The following is a 22,918-nucleotide window of genomic DNA, read 5'->3' on the forward strand; positions in this document are numbered from 1 at the left end:
CTTTTTTATCGTCTGAATGCGCGCCTCATGAGCGCGCGACGCAATTTACAGCGGCGAAATCGCCGAACTGCGCGTGCGGCCCGCCGATGCGCGGCCGGCCTTCGGCGCGCGTTCGGTTTCCACCGCGCTGCCACGGCTGGAGTCGAGCAGTTCGTTGATCGGCTCTGCACCGTCGAAGGCTTCGGGCACCACCGGATGCGCTGCGCCGTTGTGTGCGGCTGCGGAATCGGCAGGGCGCGCCTGGCCATCCTTGACCCACTGCTCGCCAAGCTGGCTGTTCGGCGTCTGGCTGAAGTGCTCGACCAGATGGTCGATAAACGTGCGCACCTTGGCCGGCAAGTGGCGGCGGCTCGGGTACGCCACGTTGATCTCGACCTGCGGCAGGCGGTAGTCGCCCAGCAGACGCACCAGACGGCCGCGCGTCATGTCGCGCCCGATCAGGTAGCTCGGCAGAATCGCGATGCCCATACCGAGCAGCGCGAACTGGCGCAGCATTTCGGTGTTGTTGGCCACGATCACGTTGCTCGGGCGGACGCGAATTTCGCCATCCGGCCCCGTGAACACGCGCTCGTCGCCCCAGTATTCCGAAGGCAGCGACAGCGACGGGTGTTCCATCAGATGCTCGGGACGCGTGGGCGTGCCGTGCTTTTCCAGATACGCGGGCGTCGCGCAGACGGTCATGCAGCCGGTCGTCAGACGGCGCGTGACGATGCTCGCGCTACGCATCTGGCGCGCCGTCACCACGCCCAGATCGAAGCCTTCTTCGACCAGATCCACCTGACGGTCGACCAGCGTGACGTCGGGAATCACCTGCGGATAGCGCTGCGTGTAGGTTTGCAGCACCGGCGCGAGGTTGTGCAGGCCGAAGACCACGGGCGCCACGATGCGCAGCGTGCCCACGGGCTCGTGGTTGCGCGCCACGACCATCTGCTCGACATCTTCGAGTTCGTCGAGAATCTGGCGCGCGCGTTCGAGATAAACCTGACCGGATTCGGTGAGGGAAAGGCTGCGGGTCGTGCGGTTGAGCAGACGCGTGCCAAGCCGGCCTTCGAGGTCGGCGACGTGACGCGTTGCAACCGCATTGGAGATATCCATCGCCGAAGCGGCCCGGGCGAAACTGCCGAGGTCCGCCACTTTGACGAATACTCGCATCGACTGCAAATGATCCATGAGACAACTCCTGCGTGTTACTTGTCCGCCGAAAACCGGCGGAGGAAACCGGGAATTCTCCTACGACATCGGAATTCGTGCAGAAGTTGCCTCCACAGCGCTGAATTTCTTCAAAATTTTCGCTACTGTCACCGAATACGCAGGGCTGACACGCTGATTGTTTCCTGTGGCGAAACAATTTTGCGCAATGCAGCGTAGCGGCGGGCGTTTGCGAGCAGAAAACGCCTGCGATTTTTGCCGGAAATTACGGTATTAATTTGCCCCTAAAATAAAAAGGCCGCCTTCGAAGGCGGCCCTTTAAAACGTTCGCGCTCAATGACTTTCAATATTATGTAAGTGAGCGCTCACATTTAAGTCATCGGCAAACTGATAGGCGTTTTAAAACCGTCCTTCCAGCGCCGCACGCGCATCGCGCAACGCCTGCGGCAGGCCGTGCGAGAGCGTGTCGAACAGTTCGGTGTGGAGCGCGAGTTCCGCACGCCAGGCATCGGCATCGACGGAAATCACCTGGGCGAACTGCGCCGGCGTGAAGTCCAGACCGCGCCAGTCGAGGTCCTCATAGCGCGGCGATACACCGAACGCATGGCCCTCCCCTTCGGCCTGACCTTCGATGCGGCGCACCATCCACTCCAGCACGCGCATGTTTTCGCCGAAGCCCGGCCACACGAACTTGCCGTCTTCGCCCTTGCGGAACCAGTTCACACAGAAGATGCGCGGCAGCGTCGCGCCGAGCTTCGTCAGGCGCTCGCCGACCTTGAGCCAGTGACCGAAGTAATCGGCCATGTTGTAGCCGCAGAACGGCAGCATCGCGAACGGATCGCGGCGCACCACGCCCTGCTGCCCCGCGGCCGCGGCCGTGGTTTCCGAGCCCATGGTCGCCGCCATGTAGACGCCCTCGGTCCAGTCGCGCGCTTCGGTCACGAGCGGCACCGTGGTCGAGCGGCGGCCGCCGAACAGGAACGCGTCGATGGCCACCCCCTTGGGATTTTCCCAATCCGGGTCGATCGACGGACACTGCGAGGCCGGCGCCGTGAAACGCGCGTTCGGATGCGCGGCCTTGCGGCCGGTTTCCTTCGCGATTGCCGGCGTCCAGTCCTCACCTTGCCAGTCGATCAGATGCGCGGGCGGCGTATCGGTCATGCCTTCCCACCAGACGTCGCCGTCATCGGTGAGCGCGACGTTCGTGAAGATCACGTTCTCCTTGAGCGTCGCCATGGCGTTGAAGTTGGTCTTTTCGCTCGTGCCCGGCGCGACGCCGAAGTAGCCCGCTTCCGGGTTGATCGCGTAGAGACGGCCGTCCGCGCCGGGCTTGATCCACGCAATATCGTCGCCGATCGTGCTGATTTCCCAACCGTTCATCGCGGCCGGCGGGATCAGCATGGCGAAGTTGGTCTTGCCGCACGCCGACGGGAACGCCGCCGCCACGTGATACTTGCGCCCTTGCGGCGACTTCACGCCCAGAATCAGCATGTGCTCGGCGAGCCAGCCTTCGTCGCGGCCCATCGTCGACGCAATGCGCAGCGCGAAGCACTTCTTGCCGAGCAGCGCATTGCCGCCGTAACCCGAGCCATAGCTCCAGATTTCGCGCGTCTGCGGGAAGTGGACGATGTACTTGGTCTTGTTGCACGGCCAGGCCACGTCCTGCTCGCCCACCGCCAGCGGCGCGCCGACGCTGTGCACGCACGGCACATAAGCGCCGTCTTCGCCGAGCACGTCATACACCTCGCGGCCCATGCGCGTCATGATGCGCATGTTCACGGCCACGTACGGGCTATCGGAGAGTTCGACGCCGATGTGCGCGATCGGCGAGCCGAGCGGGCCCATCGAGAACGGCACGACGTACATCGTGCGGCCGCGCATCGAGCCGGCGAACAGGCCGTCCAGCGTCGCGCGCATTTCGGCGGGCGCCATCCAGTTGTTGGTGGGGCCGGCGTCTTCCTTCTTGTCCGAACAGATGAAGGTGCGGTCTTCCACGCGCGCCACGTCCGACGGATCGGAGCAGGCGAGATACGAATTCGGCCGCTTCTGCGGATTCAGACGGCGCATCGTGCCGCCATCGACCATCTGCTGGCACAGGCGGTCGTATTCCTCCTGCGAACCGTCGCACCAGACGATGCGTTCGGGCTGGGTGTGCGCGGCAACGCTTTGCACCCACTCCACCAGTTTTCGGTGGCGAACCCAGGCCGGCGCCTGCGCGGCGGCCTGTGCGGGGAAATCGGGATGATTCATCGAGTGTCTCCAACTGGGCTGATAAAAAATCGTTTCAGGCCCTTTTCGACGCTGCTGGCGAGAGGCGTAACTGCTGCGAGGCGACCACTTCGGGCACCTTGTTCCGCGCAGATGGGCAGATCGTCAAGGCCTTCTCAGCAAGGGGTTCGCAACCGTCTGTAAAGCGGCTTGCATCGCGGCCCGTCAAGCTGATAAAAGTGAAAAATTCTCGTTCAAACCGCATCCAGCCGTATTGAGCGCCGTCGCACGAAACGCAAATTGAGTGCCCGACTGCTTCATGTTTTTCATGGATTCCGTGCAACGAATGGCTCCCTGATATTCATACCAGCCTTCACGGCGCTGCATAGTGGGATAACCACCAGATGAACACCGTGTTGCACTGCGACGTACGGCCTCGCGGCGAGCTTTATCCCAAGTGCCACACCCGAATCGCTACCCCCCGAATCGCTACACCTTTACCCAAGCTGCCATGAAAATTGCCATCCTTGACGACTACCAGGACGCCGTCCGCAAGCTCGACTGCTTTCAATTGCTCGCCGAACACGAGGTCAAGGTCTTCAACAACACGGTGCGCGGCCTCGGCCAGCTCGCCAGCCGCCTCTCGGAAGTCGAGGCGCTTGTCCTGATTCGCGAACGCACGCGCATCACCTCGCAACTACTCGACAAACTCCCGCATCTGCGCATGATCAGCCAGACGGGCAAAGCCGGTCCGCATATCGATATCGACGCCTGTACGGAACGCGGCATCGCGGTGCTCGAAGGCACGGGCTCGCCGGTCGCGCCCGCCGAACTCACCTGGGCGCTGATCATGGCGGCGCAGCGGCGCATTCCGCAGTACGTCGCGAATCTGAAGCAAGGTGCGTGGCAGCAGTCGGGCCTGAAGACCTCGGCGATGCCGCCGAACTTCGGCCTCGGTCAGGTGCTGCGCGGTCAGACGCTCGGCATCTGGGGCTACGGCAAGATCGGCCGTCTGGTGGCGGGTTACGGCAAGGCGTTCGGCATGCGCGTGATCATCTGGGGCCGCGAGCATTCGCTCGAAGCCGCGCGCGCCGACGGCTACGAAGCCGCCGCCAGCCGCGAAGCGCTGTTCGAGGAAAGCGACATCCTCTCGCTGCATCTGCGCCTGCACGACGACACGCGCGGCATCGTCACCCAGGAAGACCTCCTGCGCATGAAGCCGACTTCGCTGCTCGTCAACACGAGCCGCGCGGAACTGCTGGAAGAAAACGCGCTGCTGGGCGCGCTGTCGCACAACCGCCCGGGCATGGTCGCCATCGACGTGTTCGAAAGCGAGCCGATCCTGCAGGGCTACAGCCTGCTGCGCATGGAAAATGTGATCTGCACGCCGCACATCGGCTATGTGGAGCGCGAGAGCTACGAGCTGTACTTCGGTGCGGCGTTCCGCAATATCCTGGGGTTCGATGCGGGCGATCTTTCGCACGTGGCGAACCCAGAAGCGCTGCAGGGCGGCCGTCGCAAGTAAAGTAAGCGATCGCCCTTGCATGACAAAAAGGCGGCCCAGTTTTCATACCGGGCCGCCTTTTTTCGTGCTGCCGCGCTCTTTTCAGGCGTGCGACGCCGCCTCGAACACATCGGACACGCGCTCGATAAAGCGCTGCCCGTCCTCGTAGCCGAGGTTGTAGGCGTGCTGCATCTGCTGCGGGCTGGTGTAGTCCCAGCTCGAAATCGGTACCTTCGCCGAAGGCTGGATGTAGAGGCGCTGCTGCTCGCCGCCCGCCTGCGTGCGGTGCTTGACCACGAACATCTGCGGACGTGGATACAGCCGCGTGACCATCACCAGCACGCGGCCCGGCGTATCGTCGAGCGCGCCCACGGGCACGTTGTCGACCATGCCGCCGTCGAGCACCGGCCGGCCGTTACGGCGCAGCACCGGCGTGAACGGCGGCGTGCACGACGACTGCAGCACCAGATCGGCGAGATCGTCGACACGCTCGCAGGCCTGCGCCGTCACGAATTCCGGATAAAAGCCGAGCTTCTGGCCAAGCGTAGGATGCAGCGTCTTGCGGATGTGTTTTTCGATGTTGTACGCGATCAGCCCCGCCGCCACCGCACTGCGCGCGCCGAGCCAGCGCGGCACATGCGACACGCCGATGCGGATCTCGGGCGCGTCCTGCAGCTTGCCGAACTGCGGCCCGTAGATGTCGAGCAACGCCTGCCGATAGATACGGTAATGCGGAAACACCGATTCGCTGCGCAGCAGATTGCCCCAATAGGCGTTGCGCTTGTTGTGCTTGAGCGCTTCTTCGTAATACTGCATGACCCACTGCGAATCGCGCGTGTAGATCATGCAGGCGGTGGCCGCGCCCGCCGAAATGCCGGTGATCACGCGCGGACGGATCTGCAGTTGCGGCTGCACGACGTCCCAGAATCCCGCCTGCCACCAGCAGCGGTTGCCGCCGCCGGCAAAGACAACCTGATCGAACATGTCCTCGTCTCGTTGCGAATGCTGAACGCGATAGCTTAGTCGAGCAACGCGTAAGTCGAGGTGGCGTGGACCGCCATCCGGCCGTCTTCGTCGTAGAGTTCTATTTCGCCGAACACCAGATTGCGGCCCATGCGCAGCACGCGCGCCGTGATCGTCACGTCGCCCTTGCGCACCGCGCGCATGAAACTGGTATTGAGCGCGACGGTGGTCATCGGCTTGAATTCGCCGAGCGCCGCCGAAATCGCGACGATCATCGCCGTATCGGCCGCCGCCATGAACACCTGACCGCAGATCACGCCGCCCGAATGGCGCAGCTCGCCGGAGAACGGCAGGCGCAGGGTGGCGCGCTCGTCCGTGACCTCGACCGGCTTCAAGCCGAGCGCCTTCACCCACGGCGCCAGCACGCGCTCTAGCAGCGCGTCGATTGCCTTATCGTCCATCGTCTGTTGCCTGTCCTTGCTTGTCTCGTACTTATTGGGATTGTGTGCCGCGCGACGTGGGCCGCAGCGCCAGCGGCTGTGTGCGCACATGATACCGGCAGAAATTGCCGATGGCGGATCGAGGCAGGGAAAGCGCGCAGGAGTAGGGCGACGGGTTGTGGTTTTCGCGGGCCGCGCAGGTCGCCGCCAGGAGGCGAAAACCGCCCACCGAAGTTTTTTTAGGAATTTTGCGAAAAGGTCTTGCCAAGACTCAAAACGACAGGCATAATCTTTCTTCTGTTGGGGGCGTTAGCTCAGTTGGTAGAGCAGCGGACTCTTAATCCGTAGGTCGAGTGTTCGAGTCACTCACGCCCCACCAGCGAATTCATGTAAAAAGCCCGGTCTTTGACCGGGCTTTTTGCTTTTCCGCGCGACCGTGACTGCTACGCCACTGCGCGCGCGCAAGGCGGCTCGCCGCCATTCACCTCAGATTCAAACCGCCGCCGGCGCGCGATCTTCGCGACGCGTGCGCACCACCATCCGCTCGACCTTCCTCGGTTGTGGCATCCAGCGTCCAAGCGACTCGAAGCCGTCGAGCTGGCGCAGCATCGTATCCACCGTCGCCAGTTGCATATGCGTGAGGTGGTTCTGCCGGAGCAAAGCGTGCAGCCGCCGGCGCCAATACTCGGGACCCATCACCGGTTCCTCGAAATTGCCCGCCAGCGATTGCGGCATCACGCGCGCGATGTGCGCGATTTCCTGTTCAACGAATGTCGTCATGGTCCAGCCCCCGGTGTCCGTTCGAAAGTCCTACAGTGTTTCTTATCGTATGACGTTACTGTAGGACGCCCGGCGGGCGTCGCCAGCCTACTCGATCAGATAGGGGGAATTTGGCGTTTCAGGACCGTCCTGGGCACGCGCGATGCTCGGGCGCACCGTCGGCCGCCTCAGTTGCGCCTCAGCCGTTTTCGGACTGCTCCGATAGGTCTTTTCTGACGGAAATCAGATCATGACTCATCCAATGCACACTCCGAAGAGGCTGTAGTCATGCACGGTCATCCCACCGACAAACTCGTCGCCGGCGCAATCGTCGGCGGTGTTCTCACCGCACTGCTCGTCGTGCTGCTGGTCTGGCTCGATTTTCCGTCCGACCGCCATTACAGCGCGCCGTTGCGGCTGGCTGTGCCGGCGCTCATCTCCGCCTGCCTGCTGTTCCCGCGCCCGTTGCTGCACCGCACGGTGCTGCACGCGAAGCGCGATCCCAACCTGCTCGACGAAGACCTGAACCTGTTGCTGCTAGGCCGCCTGATGGGCCTCGCGGGCGGCATCGTGTTCGGCATTTCGCTCGCCTCCGAAATCCTGTGAGGACCGCGCAGGCGCGCGCCGATCAAAGGAACGGCTTGCCGTCGACCTGCTCGTAGACGGGCTTGCCGTCGTCGTCCTCGAACACTTCGAGGTAGTTGCGCGCGCCACACAGCGGGCAGCGGAACAGCGGCCCCTGGCCTTCGTTCTTGATGACCACTTCGTTTTGTTCCCACGGGGTGCCGCACGACTGATTGCGGCAGATGAAGGTTTCTTCGGACATTGCAGATTCTCCTGGCTGTTACGGGTGCAAAGCCTACCGTATGCGCGCCCCGCGCGGCGGTTTTTTCCCATCGCATCGTCGCGGCGCTGTTCATTTTCTGAGCAGGGCCGCCGCACGCTGTTCCGCAGCGATACAGCCTGAGCGCTCCGCCTCATGCTGTCTGGCGCTCAATCTCGACGCTTCGCGCCCTCCTTTCCCCGCTCAGGCCCGCCGCTGCGTGCCCGCAGGCCGATTGGCATGCTTCTGGCGTAAGCGTGCACCGGTCGCGCGCCTGCCGTTCATCGAGGCGCGCCCATCCATATCGACATAGAGCACAACGAGGAGCACGCAGATGAATCACGCGGACATGCAATTTCTGACGACCGAGTTCCCCTACAAGAAGCAGTACGGCAATTTCATCGGCGGCGAATGGGTGGCGCCGCTGGGCGGCGAATATTTCGACGACATCTCGCCGATCACCGGCCATGCGTTCACGTCGATTCCGCGCTCGCGCGAAGCCGACGTCGAACTCGCGCTCGACGCCGCCCACAAGGCCAAGACCGCGTGGGGCAAAACCTCGCCGGCCGATCGCGCCAACATCCTCAACCGCATCGCCGATCGCATCGAGCAGAACCTGCACAAGCTGGCCGTGGCCGAAACCATCGACAACGGCAAGCCGCTGCGCGAAACGCTCGCCGCCGATATCCCGCTTTCGGCCGATCACTTCCGCTACTTCGCGAGCTGCGTGCGCGCGCAGGAAGGCGGCATTTCCGAAATCGATCACGACACCGTCGCCTATCACTTTCACGAGCCGCTCGGCGTGGTCGGCCAGATCATTCCGTGGAATTTCCCCATCCTGATGGCCGCCTGGAAGCTCGCGCCCGCGCTGGCCGCCGGCAACTGCGTGGTGCTCAAGCCCGCCGAGCAAACGCCCGCGTCTTTCCTCGTGCTGGTCGAGCTGATCCAGGACCTGCTGCCGCCGGGCGTGCTCAACGTGGTGAACGGCTTCGGCCTCGAAGCGGGCAAGCCGCTGGCGTCGAACAAGCGCATCGCCAAGATCGCCTTCACCGGCGAAACCACCACCGGCCGCCTGATCATGCAGTACGCGAGCCAGAACATCATCCCGGTGACGCTGGAACTGGGCGGCAAGAGCCCGAACATCTTCTTCGCCGATGTGCTCGATCACGACGACAGCTATTTCGACAAGGCGCTCGAAGGTTTCGCGATGTTCGCGCTCAATCAGGGCGAAGTCTGCACCTGCCCGTCGCGCGTGCTGATCGACGAGAAAATCTACGATCGCTTCATGGAGCGCGCACTCAAGCGCGTGGCGGCGATCCATCAAGGCCATCCGCTCGACACGAAGACGATGATCGGCGCGCAGGCCTCGCAGGAGCAGCTCGAGAAGATTCTTTCCTATATCGATCTGGGCAAGCAGGAAGGCGCGCAATGTCTGATCGGCGGCGAGCGCAATCCGCTGTCCGGCGAACTGGGCGATGGTTATTACGTGAAGCCGACGGTGTTCCGCGGCCACAACAAGATGCGCATCTTCCAGGAAGAGATTTTCGGGCCGGTCGTTTCCGTGACGACCTTCAAGACCGAAGAGGAAGCGCTGGAAATCGCCAATGACACGCTCTACGGTCTGGGCGCGGGCGTCTGGACGCGTGACGGCACGCGTGCGTATCGCTTCGGCCGCGAAATCCAGGCGGGCCGCGTGTGGACCAACTGCTATCACGCCTACCCGGCGCATGCGGCGTTTGGCGGCTACAAGCAATCGGGGATCGGCCGCGAAAACCACAAGATGATGCTCGATCATTATCAGCAGACCAAGAACCTGCTGGTGAGCTATAGCGACAAACCGCTCGGCTTCTTCTAAGCGCGTTTCAGGCACGGGCAACAACGAGGGCGTCGCATCGTGCGGCGCCCTGCTCGCTTTTACTTCCTGCTTCTACGTTTTACTTCGGAGGATCGCGACATGGTCGAACGCGTCATCGCCACTCCCGCCGCACTCGCGCTGATCGAACAACTCGCGCGCGAGCACGGCCCCTTGCTCTTCCATCAATCGGGCGGCTGCTGCGACGGCAGCGCGCCGATGTGCTTTGCCATCGGCGAATTCATGGTCGGCAATGCCGATGTGCAACTCGGCGAGATCGGCGGCATGCCGTTTTATATGACCGAAGCGCAGTTCGAATACTGGCAGCACACGCAACTCATCATCGACGCCGTGCCGGGCAATGGCGGCATGTTCTCGCTGGAGCGGCCTACCGGACTGCGTTTTCTCACGCGCTCGCGGCTCTATGACGACGAGGAAAACGCGTGGCTCGAAGCGCATCCCGTCGCGCGCGTCAGCCTTTGAAGGACGGCTGCGTCGATCCGGCCAGGGAAAGAACGTCGCGCGAGACGCGGTGATATCGTGAAACGCATCCCATGCGCCTTCGCGCACCCGCCCCTGCGCGGCCCCAAGCGGCCGCCGAATCTGGAGACGCCATCATGCAAGACCGCGATGTGAAACTCGTCACGCTGGAGCCGATGGATCTGCTCGCTGTCGGTCACGTAGGTCCGTATATGAAGATCGGCGATGCGTTCTACACGCTTGCGCAGTGGCTGAGCGAGCGCAATGTGCGCACGGCGGGCGCGAGGATGGTCGGCGTCTATTACGACGATCCGAACACGGTGGAGGCGTCGAAGCTGCGTTCCAAGGCCTGTCTGCATCTGGGCGAGGAAACCGATGTGGAAATCCTCTCGCCGGTCGAGGCGTTGCAGTTGCGCGGCGGCGCGCATGCGCTGGTGCTGCACAAAGGGCCTTACCAGGGACTGCAGGAAGCGTGGATGTGGTTTTACAACGAGGGATTGCAGAAGCTCGGGCGTCAGCCGGATTTTTCGGCGCCGTCGTTCGAGGTCTATCTGAACACGCCCGATGAAGCCGCGCCGGAGGATCTCAAGACCGAGCTTTATATTCCGCTCGTCTGAGGGCGCGATTCGCTGAACGCACGAAGCACGTGACGAAGCCGCTGGGAGGTTATCCAGCGGTTTTTGCGTTTACGCGAATGGGCTTTAGGGTTTTAAAGATTTATGTATACGTAAACGTAGTAATAGTTAACAAGCCCCGGGGTAATCTGTGGATAACCGGGGAAAACCATTGAGTAAACAAGGCTGTGGAAAATTCATAAGTCTGCGGGCGTAAACGGGAAAATTCCCGGCTGCCTGGGACAACTTTTCCACAGTTTTTCCAGGTGCAAAGTTATCCCCGATTCGTGCACAGCGAATTCCTGGGGTTGTCCGCGGGTTATCCGCTGGGTGGTGTGGATAAGCGGTGTGAGTCGCGCAGGCGCCAGCAAGCCGCGCCTGCGCCGCTCAATTTTCGGCGGCCAGCGCGCGTTTCACGCCTTCCCATTCGAGGCCGCAGCGCGCCAGATATTTGCGCAGGCGGTCCGCGTCGTTCGGCTGTTTCTTGCTTTGCCTCGATACGGCAAAGAGCGTGCGCCCCGCTTCGGACAGGCTCGCCGACACGCGGCACACATCGAGCACGCGTTCGAGTTGCACGCGGTCGAACAGGTCGATTTCCGTCGATTGCGCGCCCAGCACCGCATCGACGAGTTCTTGTTCTTCGCGCTCGCCAGTCCACGTGCGGGCAAGCCGCTCCACTTCTTCTTCGGCGATCGATTCGGTGATGCGGCCGGCGTCGGCGAGCGTCGCCATGCGCGTGATCGAAGCCGATAGTTCGCGAAAATTGCCCGCCCATGCCGCGCGTGGAGAGGTCGCGAAAGCCAGGAAGCGGCGCTTCGCTTCGACATTGAAACGCACCTGTTCGCCCTGCTCGCGCCCGAAGCGATCGAGCTCGAAGTCGAGATTCGGCTCGATATCTTCGCGACGCGCGGCGAGTCCAGGCAGCGCGTAGGTCCACAGGTTGATCCGCGCGTAGAGATCCTCGCGAAACGTGCCGGCCGCCACCATCTGCCGCAGATCGCGATGCGTGCCGGCGATCAGTTCGAAATCGCTCGTCACTTCCCCATCGGCGCCGACGGGGAAAAAGCGCTTCTCCTCGACGGCCTTGAGCAGCATCGCCTGTTCGTCCAGACCGAGTTCGCCGATTTCGTCGAGAAATAGCAGGCCGCCGTCCGCTGCGCGCAGCAGACCGGCACGGGCCGTCTGCGCGCCCGTGAACGCGCCTTTGATGTGGCCGAAAAGCGTCGACATGGCGGCGTCGCCGCGCAAGGTCGCGCAGTTGACTTCGATAAACGGCCCCGCAAGCCGATGGCGCGCGCGCTTGAGTTCGTAGATGCGCTTCGCGAGAAACGACTTGCCCGCGCCGGTCGGTCCAACCAGCAGCATCGGCGCACGTGAGCGCACGGCTACGCGTTCGAGCTGTGCGATCAGCGCATTGAACTGCGCGTTGCGTGTGGCGATGCCCGCCTTGAGAAACGACACGGTTTCGTCGCGTTCGCGCGTGAAGCGCTGCGCGATGCGGTTGTAGCGCGACAGGTCGAGATCGATCACGGAAATCGTGCCCGGCCCGCTTGGGCCTTCATCGGTGCGTTGCGGCGGCGCGGTCTGCACGAGTTGTGCAGGCAGATAGCGCGCTTCCGCGAGCAGGAACCAGCAGATCTGCGCGACGTGCGTGCCGGTCGTGATGTGGATCAGATAGTCCTCGTGCTCGAGGTCCAACGGGTAGCCGCGCGCGTAATCGTGCAGCGTCGCGTAGACCTCCTCGAAATCCCACGGATCGCCGATCGACAGCGGCGTGAGGCGCACCTCCGTATGCGGCGAGAGCCGCGCGAGATCTTCCTTGATGCGATTCGCGAGCCGCTCGTAGTCCGGCGGATGCAACAGTTCGAGCCGGTCGATTGGCCATTCGGGTTGCGAACAGAGCGAAATCGTGGGGCGCCACTTCTGCCAGCGGCGCGGCGGGCGCCCGCCCTGATCGAGCACGATGCCGAGGAAACCGATCGCAACAGTCTTGCGCATTTATCCAGAAAGATAAGAGCCGATCCGATTGTATCGATATCCGGCGAATTCTCATTGTGATCGGTCACCGCCCTGGCGCGTACAAAAAATAAATTACTGCGCTAATTCAAGGGTTTGCAGAAATTCTGCAGACGAGAGGGGCAGCACTGGCACGCTCCTCGCTAAATAGAGTGCAGCCTGATGTCCCGCTGACCCACGAGCCAAGGTTCAAACGCCTTGCTGGTGCGCCGCCGCCGAATCGCTTCGTCGCGGCAGCGCATGCCGCCATGGACAGACGACGGCCTGGGGCGCGCACGGGTGTGCTTTGTTCGGGTTCGAATCCCGGAGCGTCCACCTTGTTCGATAGCTCGACCTGGTAGAGCTGCCGGCGCAAGCCGGACGGTAGCGGGTTCGAATCCCGCTCGAACGCTGTCCGCAAGGGCAGATTCTCGATAAGCATTACCCGCCGGTGCGGGCCGTGAGGCCCGCCGCGCGTCGCACCGGTTGCGACGCCGCGCGAACGGCCGGGCGGCCGAAGTGGCCAGCGTAGACAGATACGACGAAGTCAGCAGTGAGACATCGCCGCATCGGCCATCGCGAGTCCTTCGCTCCGCTCACCCGTTCGCGTCGCGTCACGATCCGTGCGGCGCGCGCCAACTGGCCCTGAACAAACAATAAGGACAACGATATGTGGATGCGTCATGTAGTGAAAAAGAACGAACGCGCGCTCTTGATGAACGAAGGCGATTTCGTGAAAGTGCTGGAACCGGGTGAGTTCCGCGCTTTCGATCCCTTCAAACGGCTCTCGGTGCAGACCGCGCAACTCGATGCGCCGCTCACCGACGCCGCCCTCGCCGACTGGCTGCGCCGCGACGCGCAGGATGTACTCGCGCAGCACTTCGTCGCAATGGATCTCGCCGACGACGAAGCGGGCCTGCGCTATGCGGACGACGTGCTCGTCGAGATTCTGCCGCCTGGCACGCGCCGTCTGTACTGGCGCGGACTCGTCGAGCATCGCCAGCGCATTTTCGATGCGCTGCTTCAGCGGCTGAAAATGCTCCATGAAGTGCGGATGCGGAAGCTCGCACGTCTCAATGGCGACGAGCAGTTTTTGTGCGGGTGTCAAATCAACTCCTCCCCGCTATTGCGGTTCAGCATGGCAAGTGGAGGTATGTCGGCAAACGACGCGGTCGCCGAGGGCGCTGCAGATGGCGCGATGTGCGACTGCTGCGCCGAAGGATGCAGCGGTGGTGCTGGCCGCCGGGCCGCGCGCTTGACGGCTTCGGTTTCCCTGGTGCGGGCCTTTGTTTCCTGGTTTTGCTGACGTCGGCTCGGTCGTTTTCGCTTCGGCGCCACTGCGTCAGACATAATCTCCTGGTGCAGGTCATGGTCGAACTTTTCAGCCTGGGGAGCGGGTTTAAAACCTGCCCTGTGCTTCTTGAGCTTCTCCTTAGCCTCTGCGAACGAGTACGCAGGCGTCTCCTCTGTCGCGAGCTCATTCTTCAGCTCGATGAGCGGAACATCATCGCCGTCGTAGATGTAGAGCTCGCGGAAATCGTCGCGGTTATAGAGCACGTGCAGATACTGCTGCTCACCATGCTTATCAATCAGACCAGGCAGGTTCTCGCCCTTGAAATGGAATCCATCAATCGTGATGCCGGTTTTGCGACTTAGTCGGCGTTCAAGGTGCGAATAAAGCGCGGCGAGCCATTCGGCTCGCGACGGGGGCAACGAAATCGCGTAGCACGAGGATTCGAAATGCTTCCAGCGCTCGTAAGGCGTATCGCCATCGAGCGATTCGGACAACACCACGCCCCATTCCAGGCGTTCGAGCGGCTTGTGAATCCATTTCTCGTAGTACCAGCGGACAATCCAGCGTTCGAGCTCTTCCTTCGTCTTGAAGTGGTCGCCCAGTTTGACCGGGTCGCGTGTTCCGTCCTTATCGTCAAATCTCGTGCTGCCGATAAGCTTGCCGATTGCTTTCTTCAGCGAGAGATTCAGGCGTTCAATGAAGGGCTTTTCCTGCCCAGCCCGGCCCCGGCAATACCTGGTCTCCGTTCCGAGTTTCTCGAGGTTATCGATACGCGCCGATTTGTTTTCCGGACCGTTGTCGAAAACCAGGAGGCCGGGTGTCCCACAGATGTTCATCTCGTGGTCGACCCCCAGCTCTTTGAGCTGCTTCAGCTTGAGCGGTGCCATGTACATTTCGATGCATGCGAGCGCCTCGCGTTCGGTCGGTGACCCAACAACCAGGCGCCAGCCAAGTGGGTAGCTCGTCGCGCAATCAATGGCATGTATCAGCCAGAGGTCGCTGGTAACCCCATCTTCCGTTTCGACATAGAACGGCAGATGCACGGCATCCTGTTCTACGCGCTGGAACGGCAGGTCAGCGATGATGCGCTTCGCTGCGATGGATTTGCCCGCAATCGCGTCCTCAGGAAGCATCCGGTCGTGCTCAGGGTCGGCCGACAGATAGCGCTGAATGGTCTTCTGGATAAACCTGAGACTGATTGGGCGCGCGACTTTCGGGTGAAGCTCGCCATGCACCCGCATATTGACTTCGTTCAGAACGTCCACAAGCGTCAAACGCGAATGTGGGACCAGGTAGAGGTCCTCGGCAACCACACAAATTGTGTTGATGACTTCGATAGGGTGCCGCAACGACCGGTTTCCCTGATTCGCCTTACCTCGCAGCATCGGTTCGCCAGCCAGGTCGCGTTCGCGGTACCGGTACATCGTTGCCTGCTTGGGCAGCGGGCGTGAATCCTGTGAGGCGTTCTTCTGATACTCATCGGCCATCAGCTGATAGGCATGCCGGAAGCTTACGCCGCGCTGTTTCTGAATCTCCTTGATTCTCCCCATGATTTTGCGGGCGAACTGATTATTTTCATGCAGCTCAGCATCATCAGGTTGCGCGGCAAGACTGTAACGCGGCTTGCCTGTGCGCAGCACAGTTATCTTCCCGCGATAAATGTCGTCATGAATTTCCGCGATTGGGATGTATCGGTCCTGTCTTTCTGTGGAATCGAAGACCTTGATGCATCCGCCGTGCGGATGCGGGTCGAGCACTTCCTTGTAGGCATCGTGATTTCCCGGCGGGGCGAGCCGGTCCCGCAGGCGTAGCGTAAGAATCATCCGGTCACCCCCAGTGCGTTTTCCATTTCTTCGAGGAGGTACAGGTGAGAGAGGTCGCCGTATGCCAGGCCGACCTCTAACGTCGAACAGATGATGTGATGCGCGATGTCCCCCGAGATGACGCCGCCGACCAGGAGGACGGGAATCAGGCCAGGCAGGAGACGAAGGTCTGCACACAGCGCGCCGACCGATATGGGGCCGCTTTCACAGCGGGACGTCACGCGTGCAATGATTTCATCGGTCAGCCAGGCATCGAGCCGGTGAATGGCCTGCTTCAGCACACCGGGGTTCATCCGCAGCGGGTGCCTGCCGTTTTGGGGCACGACAACGCTGCGTAGCGGATAGCCATTGGCCGCCAGAAGCGAGCGGGCCCGCGCGATTTTGTCCCAATAGACGTCGTCGCCTTCATTGCCCTCGCCCTTGACCTCAATGGCGTGATGCAAGCCATCCGTCCAGTCGACGCTGAAGTCCGGGGTGTAGAACTTTGGGCCAGGAATATCACGATGCTTGTGCCAGGCTTGCCGAGCGGCGTCTCGCGTGAAAAGCATGCGCTGGTCAATCAGGTCGACGGTGAACGGCTGTGGCTGGAACGCTTTGACGCGCGGGTCGATGATGAGCAGATGCGCAACCAGCCGCTCGTTATTGAGCTCGACCTTGAAGTGCCCGCCCGCCTTCTCATTGAACGAGCTGTTGCGCGACTTGCCGTATGTCGGTGCGGTTTCGCGAATGCCGCTGTTCGCGGAATTTAGACGTCCGCGGCGACCGTAGGTGTAAGCGATGCGGCTCATCGCGCACCTCCCGCCGTCAGATGCAGCCTGGTCAAGAAGATGGGATGGGCGGTGATGCGCGAAGCCATGTCGACCCGTCCGAGCCGGTCTGACGATGTGAGGTGATGTCGGTCGTACACAATGCAGTTCAACGAGTGAATAACTGCAGGGCTTACGGCGGGATTTCTGCGGAATTTAGCGCCCGATTGGGCGACGTTACGCACCGAATGCCCGGCAACGACCGGTGTAACGAGCGTCCTTTCTGCAAAAATATTTTTCGCGTTACATCGTTGTAACGTAAGCGTTACACAGCGTCGAAAATCGGAATTGCGGAGCCTGACACGGCGCGTACGACGACCCGGAACTGCATTGCGGGCAGGCGATTCAAGGCATCGAACCTTTCTCAGGTTGTGGTTGTGGCGGACTGGGCAACAGTCGGTGCCTTGGCCCGATTCCCGAGGGTTGGTCCTGGCTGCCCGTTGCTGCCCGGCGCAAATGACACCAACATTCGTCGAAACGGCGACGCCAGAAGCGCGATGCTGCGCGTCGCGCCGCCAGACATCCCACCGAGCCGTCCAGAAGATAACCTGTCCCATCGCCCGCTCCTGCGTCGTACCCTCTCATAAATAGGGGGTCCGACCGCATATCGCGGCCCAACTGCGAGGACAGGTTCATTCTCAAAACAGCACGTCAGCATTGCACTGACGCCGTTTTACCTTAGACAACGCCGGAGGGATTTTCAAGCTGGCATGCAACGCCCCCCGACTCCCCGATGTGCCCTCCAACTTTCAGGCGATTCTCGCAAGCCACTGACCCGTGGCGGAACAATATGGCTCGCCCTCGTTCATTTGCAGGTTGCTGCAATCAACGACAATGGTCGCTCGCGAGCATGCAACGCAAATAAGCACGGGTTCTTGCGAGAAGCTTCATGAACATCCTTCGAGCAAGGACGGTTTGCAGGTCATCGCGTTGACTGCTTCGCCGCTCAATAGCTGACACTCACCGCGGCCCGCCTCGCGCACACTCACAGGTCACAACTTGAAAAAACGGGGCCAGGTGCCAAAAGGGAGCCTTTAAACCACAGAACATCCCCTCTTGCATATTTTTTGTAGCGTGCTACGATGCAATTCATCGAGCGGACGACAATTATTGTGAGCTACAGCAACGAAGCATTCGAGTCGCGACCTGTCCGCATGCGTGGGAAATGGATGCGCGACGGTAGCGCCAAACGTGCGCAACAACGCGGCATCGACAAGGCCGTTCTGCCGTTGCTGTTGGCGTACGGCCAACGAGAGTTCGATGGCAAGGGCTGTATCCGCTACACGATGACATCTGATGCGCTTGACACGCTTTGCCGCGCCGTTGGCCGCACGAAGCAAGTACAGGCGCTCGCTGGCGTCTACGCTCTGGTCAGCGTTGAAGACCCGACCGTCGTTACGATGGGCCACCGCTACAACTGAAGACGATAGATAACACCATGCCACGAATTGATACGCCGGTCGCACGTGCCTGCTGGCAACTCGCCGACCTTGGGCGTGCCGATGGGGCCTTCGATACCCAATTATTTGTCCTGACTTGGCTGGCCGCAGGCCGGATGGTCGTGGAAGGTAAAGCCGGGAACATTTCCACGGTTGACCAACTTACTGGTCCTGAGGCGTGGCATGAGCTACTGGTAGCCGGGTTGCCATCGGAGGCATTCGACCGCGTTGCAGCCAAGCGCTCTTCTGCCGCCCACGACATCGGTCAGCGCGCTGCGGCGGCAGCTATCGTATCGGAACTGGAGCGGGAGCTTGGACGGCACCGTTGGGATGTTCTGCCGTACATGTCCGAGTTGACGGGGCGGCTTGGCGAGGCCGAAGGCTTGGTGATACCGGAGATGGCTTCGCTGCTGATGGACATGGTTGATGCGCCTCCAGGTAGTGAAGTCTGGATTCCGTTTGACCTCAAAGGGCAGTTGACAGTCGAAGCGTTGCGCCGTGGGTGGCATGTTCTTGCAGCTTCTCCGTTGACGTATTGGCAGTTGGCTCGACAACTTCTTTTGACCATTGAAACTGGACAGTGTCAGCCGCGATTAGTGCGCGACGATGTCGAGCGTGACGCTGCTGGTCGTCCGGTAGGGCGTGCAGATTATGCGCTGGTGATGCCGCCCTTTGGCATGCCCATCAAGGGCAGTTCAATGTCAATGTGGGACGTCACCGAAACCCGAGCTTACGAGCAATTCGCTCGTAGCGAGTCCTGGGCCCTGTTCGAGTTCGCGAACCGTGTCGACAAGCGTGCAGTGTTTGTGACGCCCCAAGGTGTTTTGTTCACTAAGGGACAGGAGCAACGTCTGCGTGAATACCTGCTAGACAGGGGCGGCGAAGGCACCAGCGTCCAGGCTGTTATTTCACTGCCGCCTGGCGTGTTCAGGAACACTGGCATTGCCGGCGCCATTACGGTGCTGAACGCCGGCAGTCGGCCAGACGCTGCTATCTATATGGCTGACTTGGGCAGCGGCCGCCGCTCGCTTCAGGAGGCTGGAGACATTATTTCCGCGAGCCGGGAGATAGCTCTTGGCCGCAGTCAGTCGGAGAAAGCCCGGCGCGTGAGCCATGCCGAGATTGAGGCAAACGAATTCAGCTTCGCCCCTTCGCGCTACCTGCGACGCGTCGCCGACCTCGGTGATGACGCGGTTAAGCTTGGCCACATCTGCGAGGCCATCAGGCCCCCTGCTTCCACCAAGGAGGAAACGCCCTTTGAAGTCGCAGAGGTGGGACTGCCAGACCTGCATCAGTGGCAACCTATCAATCGCAACATCGAAAAGACCGTTTACCTGAAGTCCGCGCCCAAACGTGCAATGCTGGCACAGCCCGGGGACATCGTGATTTCCATAAAGGGCTCGGTCGGTCGGGTCGCCCTGATGGGCGCTGCCGCGCAGCACCGGCCAACCGTCGTGTCTCAGAGTTGCCTCGTGCTGCGTCTGGACCCGCAATGGCGCGAAAAGAACCTGTCGCCGGAAATCCTTGTCATGTACTTGCGCTCCCCGCATGGCCAGGCGCAACTTGACGGTCTCCAGGTCGGCGCGGGCGTACAGCACATCAGTCCGGGGACGCTCATGAGTGCTGTCATGGTGCCACTGCCATCCGCGCAGACCTGTGTGGAAATCCGGCAAGATTACGACCAGCTTTGCCACCTCGAACACCAAGTCGCCAGCCTCGGCGGAGAAATGGCAGACATTTCGCAGCGACGCTGGCCAGAGACGCTCCAATAAGCCGCGGCTCCGTTTGACGGGCTGCTCCCAATACCTCACATGAACAACTGAACAAACACATGGCTCAACTGACCCTCGACACGCTGGAAAGCTGGCTCTGGGAGTCCGCCAATATCTTGCGCGGCTCCATCGACTCATCCGACTTCAAGAACTACATTTTCGGCCTATTGTTCCTCAAACGCTTCAACGATGTGTTTGAAGAGCGTGTGAGCCAATTGATGGCTGACGAAGGATTGAGCCAAGAAGAAGCCGACGCTGAAGTCTGCGAGGACCAAGGCGCCTTCCCGCCAACGGCACGCTGGGGCTGGCTCACCACCCGCACTGAGAACATTGGCGAAGCGCTCGACAAGGCCTTCCACGACATCGAAGCCGGCGTGAAAGGCACCGACCTGCAGCACGTACTGACCGCCACGCAGTACGGCGACAAGCGTGTGCTGTCTGACCACACGTTGCAACGCCTGCTGCGCCACTTCAACCAGTACAAGCTGGGCAATGCCGACCTCTACAAGGCCGACATGCTGGGCGATGCCTACGAATACCTTATCAAGCAGTTTGCTGACGACGCCGGCAAGAAGGGGGGCGAGTTCTACACGCCCAAGGGCGTGGTGCAACTGGTGGTAGAGCTCCTCGACCCGCAGCCCGGCATGAGCGTGTATGACCCCACCTGCGGCAGCGGCGGCATGCTGGTGGAGAGCGCTCACCACATCGCCGAGCTGCCAAACGGCACGCTCATGGGCAAGCCCAATGTGCTGCTCTACGGTCAGGAAAAGAACCTGGGCACTTGGGCCATTGCCAAGCTCAACCTGTACCTGCACAACATGCGGGCCGAAATTGAGCGCGGCGACACCCTGGTTGAACCCAAGCACCTGAACGGCGATTATCTGAAAACCTTCGACAGGGTGATTGCGAACCCGCCGTTCTCGGCCAAGGCGTGGTGGGCACCGCTGGAACTCGCCGCCGAAGCTGAGCAGGAGGGAGAAAAGAAAACCAAGGCGCCAAACTACAAGCAGGTCAGCGACCCGTATGGCCGATTTGGCTACGGCGTTCCGCCGCGCGGCTATGCGGATTTGGCTTTTGCTCAGCACATGCTCGCCAGCCTGAAGGCCGATGGCCGCATGGGGGTCATCTTGCCGCATGGCGTGCTGTTCCGCAGCGGCGAGGAAGGCAAGATTCGTGAGGGGTTGCTATTCGGCACTGACGCGGCCAGCGGTAGCCAGCCAGGCGACCTTATCGAAGCCGTTATCGGCTTGCCACCTGCGCTGTTTTACAACACGCCAATCCCAGCGTGCGTGCTGGTGCTAAATAAGCGGAAACCCATAGGGCTACAGGGCAAGGTCATCATTATCGACGCGAGCGCCGACTTTGGCGACGATAAGGTGCAGAATCGCCTTAGACCTGAAGACATTCGTCGTATCTCCAGCGCGCATAAGAATGCATTCGAACATCAGACTGAAGTACAGAGCTATTGTCGAGTAGTGACGCTTGACGAAATACGCAAGAACGACGGCAACCTCAACATCGCCAGATATATCGACAATGGCAAAGTAGAAGAGACTGTCGATGTGGCAGCGACCTGGGCACAACTGGCGAAGCTTGCGCAGGAAGAAACTCTCATTGATGCACAGTTGGAGAAGTATTTGGCTGAGCTTGCGGTTGAAGGAGACAGCAAGTGAAGTCTACTACTAACAGTAACGCGAACGTTGTGTGTCAATACCCAAAGGAATGGAAGCTTCGTCGCCTAGGCGACTTTGGTGATTCATACTCCGGGCTGTCAGGAAAGTCGAAGGAAGACTTCGGCGACGGTTACACCTATGTTCCGTACAAAAACGTCTTTCTTAACGCGTTCGTGTCAGAGAACTTTCTCGAGCGAGTCGCGATAGAGCCTGGGGAAACCCAGAGTCAGGTGGAGAAGGGAGACATACTCTTCACGATTTCCTCCGAAACGCCGGAGGAGGTCGGGATGTCGTCAGTGGTCGCGCACAAGCCAGCCGAGGAGCTTTACCTCAATAGCTTTTGTTTTGGGTTTCGACCGAGAGAATCGTGTCTCGACATTGCCTACTCAGGCTATGCATTTCGGTCCGAATACATGCGAAGGAGAATTACGTTCCTAGCTCAAGGGTCGACGCGCTATAACATCTCAAAGAAAAAGGTGCTCGACATTAAGCTACCTGTGCCTCCGCTGCACGAGCAAAGGGGAATCGCTGAGATACTCATAACGGTGGATTCCAAACTGAATTTGATTTCCCGTCAAATCGAAGTCGCACAAATTTTAAAGCGCGGTTTGATACAAAAATTGTTTAGCAGAGGTGCGGTCGGCAATGATATGCATGGCGAGTGGACGCCCAGGAACCTTTCATTGTCCCCCCCTGGTGTTCTGCCGAACGGATGGCAAGTCGTTCGATTGGGAGACATCGCACCGCTTGTCAGGCGGCCCGTCGATGTACACTCGGAGGGAATATATCCCGAGCTCGGCTTGCGCTCTTATGGGAAAGGGACATTTCACAAGCCTGCATTGCGAGGGCAAGAGGTTGGAAACAAGCGCCTTTTCGAAATCAAAGAGGGTGACCTGCTTTTCTCTAATGTGTTCGCATGGGAGGGCGCAGTGGCGGTGGCGCGGGAAGAGGATGACGGTCGTTTTGGCTCCCATAGATACATAACGTGTGTAGTTGATAAGTCCCGCGCAAGAGTGGATTATCTCTTTAGATTCCTGACCACTTCTGCTGGTTTGGCGCTACTTGAGCTTGCGTCCCCAGGTGGGGCAGGGCGAAACAAGACTCTCGGTCTGAGTGCCCTTGCAAATATCCCTATTCCGCTTCCGCCGCTTGCACAGCAGAAGAAGGTTTCACTCATGCTGAATGAGGTGGATAAGAAGACCGCTTCGCTATTAGCTAGACGTGCTCAATGTGAGGCACTTAAACAAGGACTGATGCAAAAGCTGCTGACCGGCGAATGGCGCGTCAAGGCGGCCGTCGCCGAAATAGCCGCCTGAGCGCCGCA

Annotated in this window: 18 protein-coding genes, 2 tRNA genes and 1 pseudogene; 12 read left to right on the forward strand and 9 right to left on the reverse strand. The window is 60.8% G+C overall.

The window, feature by feature from the left end; all coding sequences use genetic code 11:
- Positions 1–45: 45 nt before the first annotated feature.
- Together U5A67_RS09230 and U5A67_RS09235 are read right to left on the reverse strand one after the other, a co-directional pair.
- Positions 46–1,170: a LysR family transcriptional regulator gene (locus tag U5A67_RS09230; protein ID WP_321813786.1), complete on the reverse strand. Its 1,125-nt coding sequence runs from the start codon at positions 1,168–1,170 to the stop codon at positions 46–48.
- A gap of 378 nt (positions 1,171–1,548) precedes the next feature.
- Complete coding sequence (locus tag U5A67_RS09235; protein ID WP_321813788.1) at positions 1,549–3,399, reverse strand: phosphoenolpyruvate carboxykinase (GTP); 1,851 nt, start codon at positions 3,397–3,399, stop codon at positions 1,549–1,551.
- Between the two features lie 469 nt (positions 3,400–3,868).
- On the opposite strand from U5A67_RS09235, the gene U5A67_RS09240 reads away from it, so the two are divergent.
- Entirely contained in the window at positions 3,869–4,882 is a 1,014-nt protein-coding gene (locus U5A67_RS09240; protein ID WP_321813789.1) for a D-2-hydroxyacid dehydrogenase family protein, read from the forward strand.
- 81 nt (positions 4,883–4,963) lie between these two features.
- On the opposite strand, the gene U5A67_RS09245 is transcribed toward U5A67_RS09240, so the two are convergent.
- Together U5A67_RS09245 and U5A67_RS09250 are read right to left on the reverse strand one after the other, a co-directional pair.
- The gene (locus U5A67_RS09245) at positions 4,964–5,845 is read right to left on the reverse strand and encodes a patatin-like phospholipase family protein (protein ID WP_205983110.1); all 882 of its coding nucleotides are present in this window, start codon (positions 5,843–5,845) and stop codon (positions 4,964–4,966) included.
- 35 nt (positions 5,846–5,880) lie between these two features.
- On the reverse strand, positions 5,881–6,285 hold the full coding sequence (locus tag U5A67_RS09250; RefSeq protein ID WP_205983111.1) for a PaaI family thioesterase: 405 nt from the start codon (positions 6,283–6,285) through the stop codon (positions 5,881–5,883).
- Positions 6,286–6,567: 282 nt separating this feature from the next.
- Between U5A67_RS09250 and U5A67_RS09255 the strand changes: the two genes are divergently transcribed.
- Positions 6,568–6,643: transfer RNA gene (locus U5A67_RS09255), tRNA-Lys, on the forward strand.
- A 113-nt stretch (positions 6,644–6,756) separates the two neighbouring features.
- Here the strand turns inward: U5A67_RS09255 and U5A67_RS09260 are convergent.
- Positions 6,757–7,044 (reverse strand): hypothetical protein, encoded by a 288-nt coding sequence (locus U5A67_RS09260; protein ID WP_205983112.1) that lies wholly within the window; start codon positions 7,042–7,044, stop codon positions 6,757–6,759.
- Positions 7,045–7,311: 267 nt separating this feature from the next.
- Here U5A67_RS09260 and U5A67_RS09265 point away from each other — a divergent pair, with 267 nt between their 5' ends.
- Positions 7,312–7,629 (forward strand): hypothetical protein, encoded by a 318-nt coding sequence (locus U5A67_RS09265; protein ID WP_321813790.1) that lies wholly within the window; start codon positions 7,312–7,314, stop codon positions 7,627–7,629.
- Between the two features lie 22 nt (positions 7,630–7,651).
- Here U5A67_RS09265 and U5A67_RS09270 read toward each other — a convergent pair whose 3' ends face one another.
- Positions 7,652–7,849, reverse strand: coding sequence for a hypothetical protein (locus U5A67_RS09270; RefSeq protein ID WP_205983114.1), 198 nt, complete (start codon positions 7,847–7,849; stop codon positions 7,652–7,654).
- A 331-nt stretch (positions 7,850–8,180) separates the two neighbouring features.
- On the opposite strand from U5A67_RS09270, the gene adh reads away from it, so the two are divergent.
- From adh to U5A67_RS09285, 3 genes are all read left to right on the forward strand, one after another.
- Positions 8,181–9,701 (forward strand): aldehyde dehydrogenase, encoded by a 1,521-nt coding sequence (gene adh / locus U5A67_RS09275; RefSeq protein WP_205983115.1) that lies wholly within the window; start codon positions 8,181–8,183, stop codon positions 9,699–9,701.
- Between the two features lie 99 nt (positions 9,702–9,800).
- On the forward strand, positions 9,801–10,181 hold the full coding sequence (locus tag U5A67_RS09280) for a DUF779 domain-containing protein (protein WP_205983116.1): 381 nt from the start codon (positions 9,801–9,803) through the stop codon (positions 10,179–10,181).
- Between the two features lie 134 nt (positions 10,182–10,315).
- Positions 10,316–10,795, forward strand: a complete 480-nt coding sequence (locus U5A67_RS09285; RefSeq protein WP_205983117.1) for an AraC family transcriptional regulator — start codon at positions 10,316–10,318, stop codon at positions 10,793–10,795.
- 384 nt (positions 10,796–11,179) lie between these two features.
- Here U5A67_RS09285 and rtcR read toward each other — a convergent pair whose 3' ends face one another.
- Positions 11,180–12,790 (reverse strand): RNA repair transcriptional activator RtcR, encoded by a 1,611-nt coding sequence (gene rtcR, locus U5A67_RS09290; RefSeq protein WP_321813791.1) that lies wholly within the window; start codon positions 12,788–12,790, stop codon positions 11,180–11,182.
- A gap of 336 nt (positions 12,791–13,126) precedes the next feature.
- Between rtcR and U5A67_RS09295 the strand changes: the two genes are divergently transcribed.
- Positions 13,127–13,199 (forward strand) — tRNA-Cys (locus U5A67_RS09295).
- Positions 13,200–13,457: 258 nt separating this feature from the next.
- Positions 13,458–13,788: pseudogene (locus U5A67_RS09300) on the forward strand (slipin family protein); the annotation flags it as partial.
- A gap of 103 nt (positions 13,789–13,891) precedes the next feature.
- Here U5A67_RS09300 and U5A67_RS09305 read toward each other — a convergent pair.
- Positions 13,892–15,904 (reverse strand): integrase, encoded by a 2,013-nt coding sequence (locus U5A67_RS09305; RefSeq protein ID WP_321813792.1) that lies wholly within the window; start codon positions 15,902–15,904, stop codon positions 13,892–13,894.
- Positions 15,901–16,692: a hypothetical protein gene (locus U5A67_RS09310; RefSeq protein WP_321813793.1), complete on the reverse strand. Its 792-nt coding sequence runs from the start codon at positions 16,690–16,692 to the stop codon at positions 15,901–15,903. Before U5A67_RS09310 ends, U5A67_RS09305 begins: the two co-directional genes overlap by 4 nt.
- Before the next feature lie 1,100 nt (positions 16,693–17,792).
- Here U5A67_RS09310 and U5A67_RS09315 point away from each other — a divergent pair.
- From U5A67_RS09315 to U5A67_RS09330, 4 genes are read left to right on the forward strand one after another with little or no spacing between them, the layout of a single operon-like run.
- The gene (locus U5A67_RS09315; protein ID WP_321813794.1) at positions 17,793–18,131 is read left to right on the forward strand and encodes a hypothetical protein; all 339 of its coding nucleotides are present in this window, start codon (positions 17,793–17,795) and stop codon (positions 18,129–18,131) included.
- A 17-nt stretch (positions 18,132–18,148) separates the two neighbouring features.
- Positions 18,149–19,921, forward strand: a complete 1,773-nt coding sequence (locus tag U5A67_RS09320) for an N-6 DNA methylase (RefSeq protein WP_321813795.1) — start codon at positions 18,149–18,151, stop codon at positions 19,919–19,921.
- A gap of 59 nt (positions 19,922–19,980) precedes the next feature.
- Complete coding sequence (locus tag U5A67_RS09325) at positions 19,981–21,594, forward strand: class I SAM-dependent DNA methyltransferase (protein ID WP_321813796.1); 1,614 nt, start codon at positions 19,981–19,983, stop codon at positions 21,592–21,594.
- Positions 21,591–22,910 (forward strand): restriction endonuclease subunit S, encoded by a 1,320-nt coding sequence (locus U5A67_RS09330; protein ID WP_321813797.1) that lies wholly within the window; start codon positions 21,591–21,593, stop codon positions 22,908–22,910. The genes U5A67_RS09325 and U5A67_RS09330 overlap by 4 nt, the downstream gene beginning before the upstream one ends.
- The last annotated feature ends 8 nt before the right edge of the window (positions 22,911–22,918 follow it).

The sequence above is a fragment of the Paraburkholderia sp. J69-1 genome (genome assembly GCF_905220255.1).
GTDB lineage: Bacteria > Pseudomonadota > Gammaproteobacteria > Burkholderiales > Burkholderiaceae > Paraburkholderia.

Excerpts from the sequence above, each read along its gene's own strand:
- U5A67_RS09230 (WP_321813786.1), bottom strand. The coding sequence starts at position 1,170 with ATGGATCATTTGCAGTCGATGCGAGTATTCGTCAAAGTGGCGGACCTC.
- U5A67_RS09235 (WP_321813788.1), bottom strand. The coding sequence starts at position 3,399 with ATGAATCATCCCGATTTCCCCGCACAGGCCGCCGCGCAGGCGCCGGCC.
- U5A67_RS09240 (WP_321813789.1), top strand. The coding sequence starts at position 3,869 with ATGAAAATTGCCATCCTTGACGACTACCAGGACGCCGTCCGCAAGCTC.
- U5A67_RS09245 (WP_205983110.1), bottom strand. The coding sequence starts at position 5,845 with ATGTTCGATCAGGTTGTCTTTGCCGGCGGCGGCAACCGCTGCTGGTGG.
- U5A67_RS09250 (WP_205983111.1), bottom strand. The coding sequence starts at position 6,285 with ATGGACGATAAGGCAATCGACGCGCTGCTAGAGCGCGTGCTGGCGCCG.
- U5A67_RS09260 (WP_205983112.1), bottom strand. The coding sequence starts at position 7,044 with ATGACGACATTCGTTGAACAGGAAATCGCGCACATCGCGCGCGTGATG.
- U5A67_RS09265 (WP_321813790.1), top strand. The coding sequence starts at position 7,312 with ATGCACGGTCATCCCACCGACAAACTCGTCGCCGGCGCAATCGTCGGC.
- U5A67_RS09270 (WP_205983114.1), bottom strand. The coding sequence starts at position 7,849 with ATGTCCGAAGAAACCTTCATCTGCCGCAATCAGTCGTGCGGCACCCCG.
- adh (WP_205983115.1), top strand. The coding sequence starts at position 8,181 with ATGAATCACGCGGACATGCAATTTCTGACGACCGAGTTCCCCTACAAG.
- U5A67_RS09280 (WP_205983116.1), top strand. The coding sequence starts at position 9,801 with ATGGTCGAACGCGTCATCGCCACTCCCGCCGCACTCGCGCTGATCGAA.
- U5A67_RS09285 (WP_205983117.1), top strand. The coding sequence starts at position 10,316 with ATGCAAGACCGCGATGTGAAACTCGTCACGCTGGAGCCGATGGATCTG.
- rtcR (WP_321813791.1), bottom strand. The coding sequence starts at position 12,790 with ATGCGCAAGACTGTTGCGATCGGTTTCCTCGGCATCGTGCTCGATCAG.
- U5A67_RS09305 (WP_321813792.1), bottom strand. The coding sequence starts at position 15,904 with ATGATTCTTACGCTACGCCTGCGGGACCGGCTCGCCCCGCCGGGAAAT.
- U5A67_RS09310 (WP_321813793.1), bottom strand. The coding sequence starts at position 16,692 with ATGAGCCGCATCGCTTACACCTACGGTCGCCGCGGACGTCTAAATTCC.
- U5A67_RS09315 (WP_321813794.1), top strand. The coding sequence starts at position 17,793 with ATGCAATTCATCGAGCGGACGACAATTATTGTGAGCTACAGCAACGAA.
- U5A67_RS09320 (WP_321813795.1), top strand. The coding sequence starts at position 18,149 with ATGCCACGAATTGATACGCCGGTCGCACGTGCCTGCTGGCAACTCGCC.
- U5A67_RS09325 (WP_321813796.1), top strand. The coding sequence starts at position 19,981 with ATGGCTCAACTGACCCTCGACACGCTGGAAAGCTGGCTCTGGGAGTCC.